This is a genomic window from Streptomyces sp. NPDC046303, from assembly GCF_055588085.1.
On the sequence record NZ_JBVJFA010000024.1, the window covers coordinates 1 to 15,838 of the forward strand.

A 15,838-nucleotide genomic window follows, 5' to 3' on the forward strand; every position below is an offset into this window, starting at 1 on the left:
ACAGTGCTGTAGCGAGGGTTTCGAGATCTGTCGTCACAAACAGATCAACGAGACCCTCGCTTCATGCGCCCGAGACTTCGGACTTACTCGTCTAGACCGAGCTCATCCGACACCTTCTGGGCCATGCGCGGGCCAGATGTGCGCACAGGTACCTCCACCGGGAGCTCCTGCACAGCTCAGGCACCATACGGACGCTGAGAGCGGACCCGTCTTGAAAACCGTCGTGGCGCGAGTCACCGTGGGTTCAAATCCCACACCCACCGCTTCCAGGTCAGGGAACTGACCGGCCAGAGGGCGGGTCCCCGCTACGGGGGCCCGCCCTCTGCGTTCACCGGTCAGCGCCGGGATCCCCCGTGTCCCGTCGCTGACCAGTGCATGTGGGGCCAGGAGACAGCCGTCCGGCCCAGGCCGCGAGCCGGGCGTCAGCGGCCGTTGGTGCCACCGCCCTCTCGGCGTCTGCGCCGGCGCGCGCCGAGGGCTCCCGCCAAACCGATCAAACCGCCGGTGATCGCGCCGGATACCAGGATGCGCAGCAGGTCTTCCATCGAGCCTCCCCCTCTGGGCCACTACGAACGGGGACACTATCGACGCGCGGACCGGCTGGCTTGGACAAATTTGACCTCGCTCCTTACAGCGGGACGGCTCCCTCCGCCAGGCGAGCGGCGGCCAAGCGGCCCGGGGTGATCCCGGCCAGTGCGCGGAACTCGCGGTTGAGGTGGGCCTGGTCGTAAAAGCCGCAGGCGGCGGTGACTTCGGCGAGATCTGATCCCTCGCGGGTGAGGAGCCGCATCGCCCGATGGAAGCGCAGCACCCGGGCGGAGGTCTTGGGCGTCAGGCCGATCTGCTCCGTGAACCGGCGGATCAGGTAGCCCTGGCTCCAGCCGACTTCGGCCGCGATCCGGCCGACCGGGATCGCCCCGTCGGCACGCGACAGCAGCCGCCAGGCGTGGCGCACCTCGGGCGCGGGGTCCGGGCCGTGATCGAGCCGGGCCGACAGCGTGAGGTCCAGCAGGTCGAACCGGGCCGCCCAGTCGCTGGTGGCCCTCAGCTGTTCCACCAGCACACCGGTCCCGGGGCCGAGGACGTCGCAGAGCTCGACCACCCTGTTGGTCAACTCGTTCATCGGCATGGCGAACAGCCGAAACGCGCCCAGGGGGGTCAGCTCGAGCCGAATCGCCTCCTGGCCGCCAGGGTGGTCGCACACGCGGGGCCCGTCCTCCAGACCAGCGATCAGCGAGCCGGTCACCTGGCTGCTCGCGGTCGCGTCCCCCAGCCGCCGGACCTGGGCGAACGGCTCGCCGAGGTTGATCACCACGACGGCCCGGCCGGTGGGCACCAGCCGGACCCGGTAGGGCGTGGCCGCCGCCTCCCAGTAGCCGGCGTAGCTGTGGATGAACGGACGCAGCCGGGGAGGCCACGGCCGGGTCACCCGCCACCGATCACCCACCCGGGTCATCTCGACTCCCCGACCGGTCATGCCCGTGCTTGCGACCAGCGGCATAAGCCCTCTCCCTCGCGCGCGACGAGCGCTCACGGCTCTGGGCCCATTGTGGGCCGAGGAGCAACGGACGACCGTGCCCATTGGCCGAAAGCGCTCCCCGCCGAGGTGAGGGCGGGCGACGCGATGTCCGACTTGCCGACGCGACGCGCGCGTGCCGCTGCGTGGTCCGCGCCCTGACATGGGGCGAAGGCGCAGGTCAGAAGGGGCTCAGAGGCCTCTGTGGTGCATGGTCGCCGTCGAAGACCACTCCTCGGGCTGGGCCTTCCGAGTGGTGTTTGTCGGAAGATCGGCGCGGGGCGTGGGGGCTGTGCGGTTGCGGCCACATCATGACGAATGTATTCAGATCCGCCCGTCGGAACATCTCGAAACGAGGCACCCGTCATGGCTCAGCGCAGCACCCTCTCCTCGATCTGGACCTCCGTCCTCGCCGCCCTCGTGGCTCTCCTCAGCTCTCTCGGCCTCGGTGGGAAGGCCGCTGCGGCCACCCCCTCCGGCACCGCCCCGGCCGCGCCCGCCGCCCCCGCCGCCGCGGTGCGCCGTCCGGCCTTCACGGCCCGCCGGACCTGGCGGGCGATGATGCGGGGCGGATCGCTGCCGCCGACCATCAAGCAGCGGATCCGCGCCGAGGCGCACGGCAAGACCCCGTCCGTCCGTCGCTCGACGACCGCCGCGGCCATGGGTGCCGGCCCGGGAACCGCCGTCCGAAGCCTGATCCGGATCGGTGCCCCCGCCGGTGCGCCCGCCCGCGCCGGTGTCCCCGCCCCCGCCGGTGCGTCCGCGGGATCCGCCGCCGGAGCCGCCCGGGACGTGCTCGTGCTCGCCGCGTAGGCGTACGCGCTGCCTCTGGGAAGGGACGTAGGAACCGGCGCTGGAGCCCGGTCACATGTGACCGAGGATCGCGCCACGTGGTGTGCCCCGGAGCGGGGCACGGATGGATTGCACGGCGGACGCCGGGGGCGCACAGGGGGCGCAAAGCTTGGTATTGCAGGGCCGCAGGCCCGGGAGACGGTGGGGTTCCCGGACGGCGCGGCCCTTTTCGGCATGTCCGGACACGGTGGTCTGGTGGAACGCTTCATCCCCTGTGGGGCAGGGGTTTCAGGAGGTACGAGGGTGCTGCCCTGTGGCGCCGGGGGCGCGAACGGGGTTTATCCGATGTTGGTCATACTTGCGGGGGAATCGCATCCTCCGGGGTGGTTCGCCGGGGATTCGGTGGGCAACTCTGATCTCGCGACGTCGTCAGCACGCACAACGACCGAGGCGGTCGGCCAACTGCCTTGGAGCAAGCCCCACTTCGCTTTCTGGAGGATTCAGACATGGCAAGCATCCGTACCGCCCGCGTCGTCGCCGCTGTCGCCGCGCTTCCCCTCGCCATCACGCTGTTCGGCGGGGCGGCCTCGGCCGACAACGGCTCCTTCGCGAACGACGGATCGAATGCGAGCGTCGCCAGCATCATCGGCAGTGGCGTGGGCGGTGACAACAACGGCAACTCGTCCACGTCGCAGCAGGTGGCGACCGGTTCCGGCGCCTCCAACCAGAGCAACACCGCGCAGGTCAACGGCTCGGCCCTCACCGCGATCGACCAGTCCAACTCGAACGTCGCCGTCAACTTCCACCCCTGGTGGTAGCCGCGGCCTGAGCCGCTTCGACTGAAGAGGGCGCCTGTGCGACCGGACCGGCTGGGGTCCGGTAGCGCAGGCGCCCTCGCGCATGCCCGCCCGGTCCCCAGCCCCACGAGGCCCCCGCCCGACCCCTCGCCGACCTTGACACCACAGGTGAATCTGACGGACAGTCAGGTCACTCGATGATGTGATGCCGGGAGGCCAGCGCCGTGCACCTCGCCCCGACCGAAGGCCAGTTGCGGCTGCGCGCCGAACTGCGCGAGTACTTCAAGAACCTGCTGCCGGACGGGGTTCCCGAAGATCCGGCCCGCCAGCGCGAACTGCTGCGGCGCATCGGTGCCGACGAACTGCTCGGCCTCGGCTGGCCCGTCGAGTACGGGGGCCAAGGCCGCGGCCCCGCCGAGCAGTTCGTCTTCTTCGACGAGGCCTACCGGGCCGGAGCCCCCGTCTCCATGGTGACGCTCAATACGGTCGGCCCGACCCTGATGAAGTACGGCACCCAGGAGCAGAAGGACTACTTCCTGCCCCGGATCCTCACGGGCGAGATCGTCTTCGCCATCGGCTACTCCGAGCCCGAGGCCGGCACCGACCTCGCCGCCCTGCGCACCCGCGCCGTCCGCGAGGGCGCCCAGGCCGGACAAGGCGCCGAGGTCGACTTGAACGGCGGCTATTGGGTCATCGACGGCCAGAAGATCTTCACCTCCAACGCCCAGAACGCGGACTGGATCTGGCTCGCCTGCCGCACCGACCCCGAGGCCCCCAAACACAAGGGCATCTCGATCATCCTGGTCCCCACCGACGCCCCCGGCTTTTCCTGGACACCCATCGACACCGTCGGCGGGCTCACGACCACGGCGACGTACTACGACTCCGTGCGCGTACCCGCCGGCAACCTCGTCGGCCCCGAGCACGGCGGCTGGGGGCTGATCACCAACCAGCTCAACCACGAGCGGGTGGCCCTCGCCGCCATCGGCATGCAGGCCGAGGACTTCTACGAGGCGGCCCTCGCCCACGCCCGCACCCCCGACCCGGTCACCGGCGAGCGCCCCGCCGACCTGCCCTGGGTACGGTCCCGCCTCGCCGAGGCACACGCCCGGCTGGCCGCCGTACGCCTCCTCAACTGGCGCCTCGTCCAGGACGTGGGCGGCGGCACCCTGGCTCCCGGCGACGCGAGCGGCGTGAAGTTCCTCGGGACCGAATCGACCGTCGAGGTGTACCGGATGTGCCAGGAGGTGGTGGGCGAGGAAGCCCTCGTCCGGGGGCCCGCGGCCTTCGCGGGAGGCGAGCTGGAACGGATGAACCGAGCCGCCCAGATCAACACCTTCGGCGGCGGGGTCAGCGAGGTCCAGCGGGAGATCGTCGCCATGATGCGGCTCGGTATGAAGGGAAGGAAGCGATGACGGCAGACGCTGCCGGCGCAGTGGACGAGGCAGGCCGGTTCCTCGCCCTGCTCACGGCCTTCGAGGGCCGGCCCGCCGCCACCGCGGGCCGGGGCAAGGACGCCGTCAACCAGCCGATGATCCGCCACTGGTGCGAGGCGATGGGCGACGCCAACCCGGCCTACACCGGCCCGGACGCCATCGCTCCGCCCACGATGCTCCAAGCCTGGACGATGGGCGGCCTCTCCGGCCACACGGACCGCTCCTCCGCCTACGACGAGCTCCTCGCGCTGCTCGACGCCGCGGGCTTCACCTCCGTCGTCGCCACCGACTGCGAGCAGGAGTACCTGCGCCCGCTGCGCCCCGGCGACGCGATCACCTTCGACGCCGTCATCGAGTCCGTGTCGCCGCGCAAGACGACCCGGCTGGGCACCGGACACTTCGTCACGACGCGCATGGACGTCCACGCGGACGGCGAGCCGGCCGGCACGCACCGCTTCCGGATCCTCAAGTACGCGCCGGCCGGGCGGGCGCGGGAACAGCGGCCCAAGGCCCAGCGCCCCCGCCCGGTGATCAACCGCGACAACGAGGGATTCTGGACCGGGGTCCGGGACCACAAGCTGCTGATCCAGCGCTGCACCGCCTGCGCCACCCTGCGGTTCCCCTGGCTCCCCGGCTGCAACGCCTGCGCCTCCCCCGAGTGGGACACCGTCGAGGCCTCCGGCGCCGGCACGGTGTTCAGCTACGTCGTCATGCACCATCCGCAGTTCCCCGCCTTCACCGCGCACGAGGATCCCGATGCCGCGGGGGGCCCGTACGCCGTGGCGCTCATCGAACTCGCCGAAGGTGTCCGGATGATCAGCAACGTCACCGGCGTCCCCTACGACAAGGTGCGCATCGGGCTGCCCGTACAGCTGGAGTTCCTGCGCGTCGACGACGACCTCGAACTCCCCGTCTTCCGCGGGAGCGAGGGCTGATGGACTTCCACCCCACCGAGGAGCAGGCAGCCGCGGCCGGTCTCGCCGCCCGGATCTTCGGGGACCTCGCCACCCACGAACGCCTCGCCGCGGCCGGCACCGGCAGCGACGCCGAGCTGTGGAAGGCCCTCGCCGCATCCGGGCTGATCGCCGCCGTCCAGGAAATCGGCCTGCTCGGACTGGTCCTGCTGCTGGAGGAACAGGGCCGCACCACCGCCCAGGTCCCGTACGCCGCCACCTGCGTGTACGGGATGCTCCCGCTGGCGGCGCACGGCAGCGCCGAGCAGCGTGCCCGGCTGCTGCCCGCCCTGGAGAGCGGCGAGGCGGTGGCCACCGGGGCCTTCCCGGCCCGCGGCCGGATCACCGCGCAGGACGGGCGGCTCACCGGGACCGCCCCCGCCGTGCCCTGGCTGCGCGAGGCCACGCACGTACTGGTCCCGGACGCCGACCGGGCGTTGTGGATCCTGCGGACGGACGCGCCCGGCGTGCGGACCGCGCCGGTGGAGACGACTGCCCCCTGGTCGGCGGGACGGCTGACCCTGAACGGCGCCGCGGCGGAACGGCTCGGCGGAGCCCGCGCCTACGACGAGGTCCTGGCTGCTGCCCGCACCGCCTTCGCCGGCCTCCAGGCGGGTGTCTGCGCAGGCTCGCTCGCCCGGGCGGTGGAGTACACCTCGAGCCGCGAGCAGTTCGGCAGGCCGCTCTCCACCAACCAGGGGGTCATGCTGCGCGCTGCCGACGCGTACATGGACACCGAGGCGATCCGGGTCACCACGTACGAGGCGGCCTGGCGCATCGACCAGGGGCTCCCGGCGCGCGAACACGCGCTGACCGCGGCCTGGTGGGCCTCGGAGGCGGGGAAGCGGGTCGTGCACGCGGGCCAGCACCTGCACGGCGGCATGGGCGCCGACCTGGACCACCCCGTCCACCGGCACTTCCTGTGGGGGCGCCAGCTGGACGCGTATCTGGGCTGCGGCAGCGAGTTGCTGGCCGAGCTGGGAGCTTCGATAGCCGAGGGGGAACACGCATGAAGGTCGGCGACACACTGCCGCCGCTGGAGATCCCGGTCACCCGCACGCTGATCGTGGCGGGTGCGATCGCCTCCCGTGACTACCAGGACGTGCACCACGACGCGGCTCTGGCGCGCGAGAAGGGCTCACCGGACATCTTCATGAACATCCTGACGACGAACGGCCTGGTCGGCCGCTACGTCACCGACCACCTCGGACCGCACGCCGTGCTGCGCAAGGTGGCGATCCGGCTGGGCGCCCCGAACCACCCGGGCGACACGATGACCTTCACCGGCACCGTCACCGCCGTGGCCGGGACCACGGTCGAGATCAGCGTGGTCGGGGCCAACGGCATCGGCCGCCACGTCACGGGCACGGTCACCGCGGAGGTGCCGGCATGAGCGTGCGCACCCGCGACGAACTCGGTGGCCGCGCGGCCATCGCCGGGATCGGCGCCACCGAGTTCTCCAAGGATTCCGGCCGCAGCGAGCTCAAGCTCGCCGTCGAGGCCGTCCACGCCGCCCTCGACGACGCAGGACTGACCCCCGCCGACGTCGACGGCATGGTCACCTTCACGATGGACACCAGCCCCGAGATCACCGTCGCCCAGGCGGCCGGTATCGGGGACCTCTCCTTCTTCTCCCGTATCCACTACGGCGGCGGCGCGGCCTGCGCCACCGTCCAGCAGGCCGCCCTCGCCGTCGCCACCGGGGTCGCCGAGGTCGTGGTCTGCTACCGCGCCTTCAACGAGCGCTCCGGACGCCGCTTCGGCGCCGGCGTCCAGCAGCGCGAGCCCTCCGCCGAGGGGGCGGCGCTCGGCTGGTCCCTGCCCTGGGGGCTGCTGACCCCCGCCTCCTGGGTGGCCATGACGGCCCAGCGCTACCTGCACACCTACAACCTCACCCCCGAGGCCTTCGGGCACGTCGCGGTCACCGACCGCCGGCACGCCGCGAACAACCCCGCCGCGTACTTCCACGGCAAGCCCATCACCCTCGCCGACCACGCCGCCTCACGCTGGATCGTGGAGCCGCTGCGACTGCTGGACTGCTGCCAGGAGACCGACGGCGGCCAGGCCCTCGTCGTCACCACGGTCGAGCGGGCACGCGACCTGCGCAACGCGCCCGCCATGATCACCGCGGCCGCGCAGGGCGCCGGGCGCCGCCAGGAAGGCATGACCTCCTTCTACCGCGACGACCTCACCGGGCTGCCCGAGATGAACGTGGTCGCCCGCCAGCTGTGGCGGACCAGCGGGCTGCGGCCCTCGGACATCGACGTCGGCATCCTCTACGACCACTTCACCCCCTTCGTGCTCATGCAGCTGGAGGAGTTCGGCTTCTGCGCGCCGGGCGAAGCGGGCGATTTCGTCGCCGCCGACGCGCTGCCGCTCAACACCCACGGCGGCCAGCTGGGCGAGGCCTACCTGCACGGCATGAACGGGATCGCCGAGGCCGTGCGCCAGCTGCGCGGCAGCTCCGTCAACCAGGTCGCGGGGGCGGAGCGCGTACTCGTCACGGCGGGTACCGGGGTGCCTACCTCCGGGCTGATCCTCGGAGCCGACGGCTGAGACCGCCGTCCCACCCGGGCCCCGCCTCCTCCACCTTCAGGGGGTGGGGTTTGCCCTACTCCTACAACCTGAGGCGGATCCCCCTTCGGCACTTGCGGCCGATCCCACGGCGCGCGGGCGCTCCTAGCGTGGAGCCATGACCACGCCCGTGTGCACGCTCGCCGCGCAGCCGACGCCGTACCCGTCGTTCTCGGCGTACGTCCGGACCCGCGGAACGGTCCTGATGCGCACCGCGCGCTCCCTCACCGCCAACCCGTGCGATGCCGAGGACCTGCTCCAGACGGCCCTCGCGAAGACGTACATGGCCTGGGACCGCATCGAGGACCACCGCGCCCTCGACGGCTACGTCCGGCGGGCCCTCGTCAACACCCGCACCTCCCAGTGGCGCAAGCGCAAGGTCGACGAGTTCGCCTGCGACGAGCTCCCGGAGACGGAGGGGGCCCCTGCCGCCGATCCCGCGGAGGCGCAGGCCCTGCGCGACGCGATGTGGCGCGCAGTGACCCGGCTGCCCGACCGGCAGCGGGCCATGGTCGTCCTGCGCTACTACGAGGACCTCAGTGAGGTGCAGACCGCCGAACTGCTGGGAGTCTCGGTGGGCACCGTCAAGAGCGCCGTCTCCCGCGCCCTCGGCAAACTCCGCGAGGATCCGGAGCTCACGCCGGTCAAGTGAGGCGGGCGATGTTTCACGTGAAACACAGAGCCGGAGCCCACCCGGAGTCGGGCGAGCGGCGATGTTTCACGTGAAACACGCCGTGGTCTGTACTCCCAGGTAGTGACATGCCGACCGGTACGTGCGCAGAATCGGCAGCATCCGTAGCCGCCGCGGCGCCGCAGCGCTCACCGGGAGGACGCTTTGCTGAGCACCATGCAGGACGTACCACTCCTCGTCACCCGCATACTCCAGCACGGGATGACGATCCACGGGAAGTCCCAGGTCACGACCTGGACCGGGGAGGCTGAGCCGCACCGCCGCAGCTTCGCCGAGATCGGTACCCGCGCCACCCGCCTCGCGAACGCCCTGCGCGACGAGCTCGGTGTGCAGCAGGACGACCGGGTTGCGACCCTCATGTGGAACAACTCCGAGCACATCGAGGCATACTTCGCGATCCCGTCCATGGGCGCGGTCCTGCACACCCTCAACCTGCGGCTCCCTCCCGAGCAGCTGGTCTTCATCGTGAACCACGCGGCCGACCGCGTCGTGCTGGTCAACGGCACCCTGCTGCCCCTGCTGGTGCCGCTGCTGCCGCACCTGCCGACCATCGAGCACGTCGTCGTCTCGGGCGTCGGCGACCGCTCCGCGCTCGCGGGCCTGGACGTGCGCGTGCACGAGTACGAGGAACTGCTCGCGGGCCGCGCCGACACGTACGACTGGCCCGAGCTGGACGAACGCCAGGCGGCGGCCATGTGTTACACCTCTGGCACCACCGGGGACCCCAAGGGCGTCGTCTACTCGCACCGCTCGATCTACCTGCACTCCATGCAGGTCAACATGGCCGAGTCGATGGGTCTGACCGACAAGGACACCACCCTCGTCGTGGTCCCGCAGTTCCACGTGAACGCCTGGGGCCTGCCGCACGCCACCTTCATGACCGGCATCAACATGCTGATGCCGGACCGGTTCCTCCAGCCCGCTCCGCTCGCCGAGATGATCGAGCGGGAGAAGCCGACGCACGCCGCGGCCGTCCCCACCATCTGGCAGGGCCTCCTCGCCGAGGTCACCGCGCATCCCCGCGACCTGAGCTCGATGAAGCAGGTCACCATCGGCGGCGCGGCCTGTCCGCCCTCCCTGATGGAGGCGTACGACAAGCTCGGCGTCCGCCTCTGCCACGCCTGGGGCATGACCGAGACCTCGCCGCTGGGCACGATGGCCCACCCGCCGGCCGGGCTCAGTGCCGAGGAGGAGTGGCCCTACCGGATCACGCAGGGCCGCTTCCCGGCGGGTGTCGAGGCCCGCCTGGTCGGTCCCGGCGGCGGCATCCTGCCCTGGGACGGCGAATCGGCGGGCGAGCTGGAGGTGCGCGGCACCTGGATCGCGGGCTCCTACTACGGCGGGGCGTCCGGCGAACCCCTCCGGCCCGAGGACAAGTTCAGCGCGGACGGCTGGCTCAAGACCGGCGACGTCGGCGTCATCAGCCCCGACGGCTACCTCACCCTCACCGACCGGGCCAAGGACGTCATCAAGTCCGGCGGCGAGTGGATCTCCAGTGTCGAGCTGGAGAACGCGCTGATGGCCCACCCCGAGGTCGCCGAGGCCGCGGTCGTGGCGGTCCCCGACGACAAGTGGGGCGAGCGCCCGCTGGCCACCGTCGTCCTGAAGGAGGGCGCGACCGTCGACTACGCGGGGCTGCGCGCGTTCCTCAGCCAGTCCATCGCCAAGTGGCAGTTGCCGGAGCGCTGGACGATCATCGAGTCGGTCCCGAAGACCAGTGTCGGCAAGTTCGACAAGAAGGTGATCCGCAAGCAGTACGCGGACGGCGCGCTGGACGTCACGAAGCTGGACTGACCGCGCCGGCCTTCGCCTCCCTCAGTCCTTCGTGAGCCATGGCCGCAGCAGCCTGCTGACGGCGGGCATGGCCACATAGGTCATCAGGGTGCTGAAGATGATGGCGAAGGCCGCCGTCCGCAGTACGAAGTGCACATCCACCAGGTACGGCCCGAGCACCGCGTTGCCGGCCAGCGAGATCGGGAAGATGGCCAGCCCCGAGCTGATCGCCATCTTCCACCGCGGCGGCGCGGGCCGGGTCGTACCCGGCTTGGCGAACCAGGTCTCCATGCCGTGCAGTTCACGGCGGGCTATCTCCGTGTGGTGGTGCCCGAGGCAGTTCGAGAACCACTCCGCCCGCTCCGGGGAGTCCTGCCAGCGCTGGAAGGCCTCTTGGTTGCGGAAGCGGTGGACCAGGAACCACGGCCCGCCCTCCGCCGCCGGACGGAAGAGTCCGTACCCGAGGTGGTCCGGGAAGCCCGCGGCCGTCTCCAGGATCCCGTGGGCCCAGGCCTCGAAGGTCTCCTCGTGCCCCGGTTCCACCTGCCGCGCGATCAGCAGGTTCACCTCCCCGTTGTCGGCGGGGACGGTGTGCTCGGTCGTCTGGGTGATGGCCATCGGGCCAGGATGGCTAGTTGGTGCCGATCTTGGCCAGCAGGTCCACGATGCGGCCCTGGACGTCCGCCGTCGTGGCCCGTTCGGCGAGGAAGAGCACGCTCTCGCCGGATGCCAGCCGCGGCATGTCGGACGGCTCGATGCCGGCCGTCGTGTAGACGACCAGCGGGGTGTGGTTCAGCTGCCCGTTGGCACGCAGCCAGTCCACGATCCCGGCCCGCCGGCGGCGCACCTGCATCAGGTCCATGACGACGAGGTTGGGCCGTATCCGCGTCGCCAGCTCCACGGCGTCGGTATCGGCGCCCGCCCGCGCGACCTGGAGGCCGCGCCGCTCCAGCGCTGCGGTCAGCGCGGTCGCGATCGCGTCGTGCTCCTCGATCAGCAGGACCCGGGAGGGGTGCTGCTCGCTGTCACGCGGCGCGAGCGCCTTCAGCAGGACGGCCGGATCCGCGCCGTACGCCGCCTCACGAGTGGCGTGCCCGAGCCCGGCCGTGACCAGTACGGGCACCTCGGCGGCCACCGCGGCCTGGCGGAGGGACTGCAGGGCGGTCCGGGTGATCGGCCCGGTCAGCGGATCCACGAACAGCGCGGCGGGGAACGCGGCGATCTGCGCGTCCACCTCCTCGCGGGAGTGCACGATCACCGGGCGGTAGCCGCGGTCGCTGAGCGCCTGCTGTGTCTGCACGTCCGGCGCGGGCCACACCAGCAGCCGTCGCGGGTTGTCCAGCGGCTCCGGCGGCAGCTCGTCATCGACGGGCCGCGGCACGGGACGGTTGACCACCTCGACGGCGCCCCCGGGCCCGTCCAGCGGCTCCGGACCCTCGGCGGAGCCCGCCTCGGGGGCTCCTATGGCGAAGGCCCGGCCCTGCGGAGCGGGCTCGGAGAGCCGGCGCCGGCGGCCGGAGCCCGAACCGGCCGGGTCCACGGAGATGCCCTGCCCGAGCGTGCCGAGGGCGCGCACGCTGATCGGCTGGGCGGTCTGGCCGTCGGCCGGGGTCTCCTGCGGCTGCCGGGCCCCGGGCACCGCGGCCTGGCCGGAGGCCGCCTCGGCGTCCTCCGGAGCGGTCCGGGCCGCGGGAACCGGCCAGGCCGGCGGGTTCGTCAGCGCCCGCCGCCGCCCGGTGGGATGTACGGGGTCCCCCTCGGCCGCGGCCGACGGTACGGCGGAGGCCTCGTCCGCGGTGCCGGGCGCGCCCAGGACCCGACGGCCACGCCGCCCACCGGGGGCCTCGGCATCGGCCTCGGCGGGAGCGGGGGCCGAGCCGGCCATCACGGAATCCTGCGGGGCCGGCGCAGCGGGGGTCGGACCGGCGGGCAGCGCGAAGCCGCCCTCGGGAGCGATGGGCCGCGCGGGGGCCTGGGCGGGAACGGGCGCCGGTCCGAGCCCGGTCGCCGGCACGGGACCGCCGGGCTGCACCGGACCGGCCGCACCCAGCGCCCGGCGCCGCCCGGCGGGATGCTCCATCAGCGGCACCGGGGGCACGGTCGGAACGGGCGGCAGCGCGGGCATGGCGGTGCCCTGCGGGGGCACGGGCTGCCCCGGGCCGCCCTCGCTGCTGCCGTCGCCGGCGCGGCCGCGGCGCCGGCCGGTCCCCAGCCCCGCCGGGTTCACCGGAGACTGCGCGAGCTCCGGACCCGTCTCGGCCGCGGCAGCGGCCTCACCGGCCCGCCGCCGCCCGGACGGCAGCGCCAGCGCGGCGCCGCCCTCGGCGGCCTTCTCGGAGCCGGGCGCGCCGGAACCGCCGGCCTCGTCTTCCAGGAAGGCGTCCACCCCGCGACGGCCCCGCCGTCCTCCGGAGACCCGCCCCGCGGGGGCCGTGTCGGCCGGGGGCTGCTCCTCCTCCGGCTCGGGCAGGGTGACCGTCCCCGCGCCCGCGCCCAGCGGCACCTCCAGCACGTACGCACCGCCGGGCGCGCCCGGAACCTCCACCGTCTGCAGCACGCCTCCGTGCGCGGCCACGATGCCTCGTACGATCGGCTCGTGGACCGGGTTGCCGCCTTCGTACGGCCCGCGCACCTCGATCCGTACGACGTCACCGCGCTGCGCGGCGGCCACCACGATCGTCGAGTCGCTGTACCCGCTGCCCTGTCGCGTCTTGCCGGTGGCGTCCACCCCGGCGACGTCCGCGACCAAGTGCGCCAGAGCGGTCGCGATCCGGTCCGCGTCGACCTCGGCCTCGATCGTCGGCGCGTGCACGGCGAACTGCGCACGGCCGGGGCCGATCAGCTCGACGGCCCCGTCGACGCCGGCCGTCACCACACCGTTGATCAGGACTTTCTTCTTCTTGAGCCGGTCGGCGCCGGAGTCCAGGCGCTGGAAACCGAGCACGTTGTCCAGCAGCGTGGTCATCCGGGAGTACCCGGCGGCCAGGTGGTGCAGCAGCTGGTTGGCCTCGGGCCACAGCTGCCCGGCGTCGTCGGCGGCCAGCGTCGCCAGCTCCCCGCGCAGCTCGTCCAGCGGTCCGCGCAGGGACTCGCCGAGGACGGCCAGCAGCTGGGCGTGTCGCGCGGCGAGGGCGTCGTAGGGCCGCCGGTCGGTGAAGGTCATGACGGCGCCGACGAGCTGCTCCCCGTCGCGTACGGGCGAGGTGGTGAGGTCCACGGCGACCGGCTGCCCGGCCTTGTTCCACAGGACCTGGCCGCGCACGCGGTGCTTGCGTCCGCTGCGCAGGGTGTCGGCGAGCGGGGACTCCTCGAAGGGGAACGGGGAGCCGTCGGCGCGCGAGTGGAGGACCAGCCCGTGCAGTTCGCGGTTGCCGAGGTCGGTGGCGCGGTAGCCGAGGATCTGGGCGGCGGCCGGATTGACCAGCACCACCCGTCCGTCGGTGTCGGTGCCGACGACGCCTTCCGCGGCGGCCCGCAGGATCATCTCGGTCTGCCGCTGGGAGCGGGCCAGCTCGGCCTCGGTGTCCACGGTCTGCGAGAGGTCCCGTACGACGAGCATCAGCAGCTCGTCGCCGGTGTAGGAGGGCTGGGGCTCGCGGTAGGCGTCGCGCCCGTCGAGGTGGGCGCTGGTGACCTCGACGGGGAACTCGGTGCCGTCGGTGCGGCGCGCGGTCATCCGCTTGGGCGTGGCCCGGCCGCCTTCGTCCTCGCCGGGCCGGCGCATGGAGCCGGGGATCAGCTTGGAGTCGAACTCGGGCAGCAGGTCGAGCACACCGCGGCCGACGAGCGCGGTGCCCGGGCTCTCCATGACCTCGAGGGCGATCGAATTGGCGTTGACGACAGTGCCGTTGGCGTTGACGAGCAACAGCGCGTCCGGAAGAGCGTCGAGTATTGCTGCGAGGCGAGCAGCGCCTCGGGATGGCCTGCTGCTCACGACGAGCTTCCTCCCTGACCACAACTACCGGCATGTCACGGGAGGAGTCTAAGGCCACAGTCCCCCGGCGAGGTGGCCGATGTGTGGCGGACACCACCCTTCGTGCGCATCCTCCCAGGTCAGGAACGCCCGGGCGGAAGCAGAGGTTCCAACTCCTTCCAGCGACTGATCTCGCAGCCGTCCGTCCGGCGGAAGCGCGCGTCCACTTTGCGCCCCTGCCAGGTCCCGGTGACCTCGGCGGTGGCCGGGCCCCCGTACTGCTCGGAGCAGATCTGCCGCTTGGAGACGGGCGCGAAGGGGTTCTTTCCCTCCTCGGCGAGCCGGTCCAGCTTCGCGCAGGCTTCTTCCGCCGAGGGGTGGTTGCCGCCGACGGGATCGCATTCGAGTCGGTACTCGCGGTCCAGCTGCCGGTTGCCGGTGTTGGCCATGGTGATCGTCAGGCGGTCGGGCGTCGAGAGCAGCCCGCCCAGCGGCTCGGGCAGCGGCGGCAGTGGTCCGGCGGCCGCGGCGGCCAGGGCGGAGGTGACGGCGAAGGCGGCGAGACGCAGCATGGGGCACTCCAGGTCGTCCGTACGTCGTACGCCTGACCAACGACGACGGTCCGCCGACGTTCCGTGCTGCGGCGGGTTTAAGGCTTTGCCCTGGGCCCGCCCCTCCTAGTACCGTGGGAGCGGATTGGTGAGGGGCCCTGCGCCTGTGTCATCATCTGCACGCACCTTCGTACGCGGGGGTGTGCTGGAGGCGTCGCCTAGTCCGGTCTATGGCGCCGCACTGCTAATGCGGTTTGGGGCTTACACCCCATCGAGGGTTCAAATCCCTCCGCCTCCGCACTTCACGAAGCCCTGGTCCTTGCGGACCGGGGCTTCGGTGCGTTCCGACCTTTGTACGACCTCCGGAGCACCCCGTCCACGCGGACGGCTCGGCCGCGCACGGATTCCGCAGGAGCCCCCGGACCCAACCGGATGATCTTCTTCCAGGGCGTTTCCGCAGGTCATCGATGGTTTGGCTAATGGATTTCGCGTCCCGGCGAGGTCCATGTATTGTTGTTCTCGCAAGGCCAACGGGGCGCAAAACCCCGGCGGACAAGCACTCGTAGCTTAACGGATAGAGCATCTGACTACGGATCAGAAGGTTGCAGGTTCGAATCCTGCCGAGTGCACAGCAAGGCAGAAGCCCTCAGGAGAAATCCTGGGGGCTTCTGTCGTATGTCCTGGCGGAGGCCGGGTGGGGTGGGGCTCGGTGGGGCTCCTCCTTGGTGGGGAGGGCGTACCCCGTAGGGGGTCAGGGGTGAGATGGCTCTGGAGAGGGACGCGGGTTACGGGTCGGCTTCCGTACGGTTCTTGAAGATCGTTCGAAGCGGGAACCGGAACAC

Annotated in this window: 14 protein-coding genes and 3 tRNA genes; 12 read left to right on the forward strand and 5 right to left on the reverse strand. The window is 71.9% G+C overall.

Features of this window, described 5'->3' with window-relative positions:
• The first annotated feature begins 159 nt into the window (after positions 1-159).
• Positions 160-260: transfer RNA gene (locus ACZ6I1_RS23850), tRNA-Ser, on the forward strand.
• 162 nt (positions 261-422) lie between these two features.
• Here the strand turns inward: ACZ6I1_RS23850 and ACZ6I1_RS23855 are convergent.
• Both ACZ6I1_RS23855 and ACZ6I1_RS23860 read right to left on the reverse strand, forming a co-directional pair.
• A complete protein-coding gene (locus tag ACZ6I1_RS23855) occupies positions 423-545 on the reverse strand; it encodes a hypothetical protein (protein WP_469290290.1) in 123 nt (40 codons plus the stop codon).
• A gap of 83 nt (positions 546-628) precedes the next feature.
• Positions 629-1,501 carry a helix-turn-helix domain-containing protein gene (locus ACZ6I1_RS23860; RefSeq protein WP_469290292.1) on the reverse strand — a complete coding sequence of 291 codons (873 nt, stop codon included), beginning with the start codon at positions 1,499-1,501 and terminating at the stop codon, positions 629-631.
• Positions 1,502-1,882: 381 nt separating this feature from the next.
• Here ACZ6I1_RS23860 and ACZ6I1_RS23865 point away from each other — a divergent pair, with 381 nt between their 5' ends.
• From ACZ6I1_RS23865 to ACZ6I1_RS23905, 9 genes are all read left to right on the forward strand, one after another.
• Complete coding sequence (locus ACZ6I1_RS23865; RefSeq protein ID WP_469290294.1) at positions 1,883-2,329, forward strand: DUF6344 domain-containing protein; 447 nt, start codon at positions 1,883-1,885, stop codon at positions 2,327-2,329.
• A gap of 485 nt (positions 2,330-2,814) precedes the next feature.
• Positions 2,815-3,126, forward strand: a complete 312-nt coding sequence (locus ACZ6I1_RS23870; protein ID WP_469290296.1) for a hypothetical protein — start codon at positions 2,815-2,817, stop codon at positions 3,124-3,126.
• Positions 3,127-3,329: 203 nt separating this feature from the next.
• Complete coding sequence (locus ACZ6I1_RS23875; RefSeq protein ID WP_469290298.1) at positions 3,330-4,520, forward strand: acyl-CoA dehydrogenase family protein; 1,191 nt, start codon at positions 3,330-3,332, stop codon at positions 4,518-4,520.
• Positions 4,517-5,476 carry a bifunctional MaoC family dehydratase N-terminal/OB-fold nucleic acid binding domain-containing protein gene (locus tag ACZ6I1_RS23880; RefSeq protein ID WP_469290300.1) on the forward strand — a complete coding sequence of 320 codons (960 nt, stop codon included), beginning with the start codon at positions 4,517-4,519 and terminating at the stop codon, positions 5,474-5,476. The genes ACZ6I1_RS23875 and ACZ6I1_RS23880 overlap by 4 nt, the downstream gene beginning before the upstream one ends.
• The gene (locus ACZ6I1_RS23885) at positions 5,476-6,507 is read left to right on the forward strand and encodes an acyl-CoA dehydrogenase family protein (protein ID WP_469290302.1); all 1,032 of its coding nucleotides are present in this window, start codon (positions 5,476-5,478) and stop codon (positions 6,505-6,507) included. Before ACZ6I1_RS23880 ends, ACZ6I1_RS23885 begins: the two co-directional genes overlap by 1 nt.
• Positions 6,504-6,887, forward strand: a complete 384-nt coding sequence (locus tag ACZ6I1_RS23890; RefSeq protein ID WP_469290303.1) for a MaoC family dehydratase — start codon at positions 6,504-6,506, stop codon at positions 6,885-6,887. Before ACZ6I1_RS23885 ends, ACZ6I1_RS23890 begins: the two co-directional genes overlap by 4 nt.
• Positions 6,884-8,050: a lipid-transfer protein gene (locus ACZ6I1_RS23895; protein WP_469290305.1), complete on the forward strand. Its 1,167-nt coding sequence runs from the start codon at positions 6,884-6,886 to the stop codon at positions 8,048-8,050. The genes ACZ6I1_RS23890 and ACZ6I1_RS23895 overlap by 4 nt, the downstream gene beginning before the upstream one ends.
• A gap of 136 nt (positions 8,051-8,186) precedes the next feature.
• Entirely contained in the window at positions 8,187-8,720 is a 534-nt protein-coding gene (locus ACZ6I1_RS23900; RefSeq protein ID WP_469290306.1) for a SigE family RNA polymerase sigma factor, read from the forward strand.
• Positions 8,721-8,903: 183 nt separating this feature from the next.
• Positions 8,904-10,553 carry a long-chain fatty acid--CoA ligase gene (locus tag ACZ6I1_RS23905; RefSeq protein ID WP_469290308.1) on the forward strand — a complete coding sequence of 550 codons (1,650 nt, stop codon included), beginning with the start codon at positions 8,904-8,906 and terminating at the stop codon, positions 10,551-10,553.
• A gap of 21 nt (positions 10,554-10,574) precedes the next feature.
• Here ACZ6I1_RS23905 and ACZ6I1_RS23910 read toward each other — a convergent pair whose 3' ends face one another.
• From ACZ6I1_RS23910 to ACZ6I1_RS23920, 3 genes are all read right to left on the reverse strand, one after another.
• Complete coding sequence (locus ACZ6I1_RS23910) at positions 10,575-11,150, reverse strand: antibiotic biosynthesis monooxygenase (RefSeq protein WP_469290309.1); 576 nt, start codon at positions 11,148-11,150, stop codon at positions 10,575-10,577.
• 13 nt (positions 11,151-11,163) lie between these two features.
• The gene (locus ACZ6I1_RS23915) at positions 11,164-14,466 is read right to left on the reverse strand and encodes a response regulator (RefSeq protein WP_469290311.1); all 3,303 of its coding nucleotides are present in this window, start codon (positions 14,464-14,466) and stop codon (positions 11,164-11,166) included.
• Between the two features lie 119 nt (positions 14,467-14,585).
• Entirely contained in the window at positions 14,586-15,017 is a 432-nt protein-coding gene (locus tag ACZ6I1_RS23920) for an SSI family serine proteinase inhibitor (RefSeq protein ID WP_469290313.1), read from the reverse strand.
• 186 nt (positions 15,018-15,203) lie between these two features.
• Between ACZ6I1_RS23920 and ACZ6I1_RS23925 the strand changes: the two genes are divergently transcribed.
• Both ACZ6I1_RS23925 and ACZ6I1_RS23930 read left to right on the forward strand, forming a co-directional pair.
• Positions 15,204-15,294: transfer RNA gene (locus ACZ6I1_RS23925), tRNA-Ser, on the forward strand.
• A 258-nt stretch (positions 15,295-15,552) separates the two neighbouring features.
• A tRNA-Arg gene (locus tag ACZ6I1_RS23930) sits at positions 15,553-15,625 on the forward strand.
• Positions 15,626-15,838: the final 213 nt, after the last annotated feature.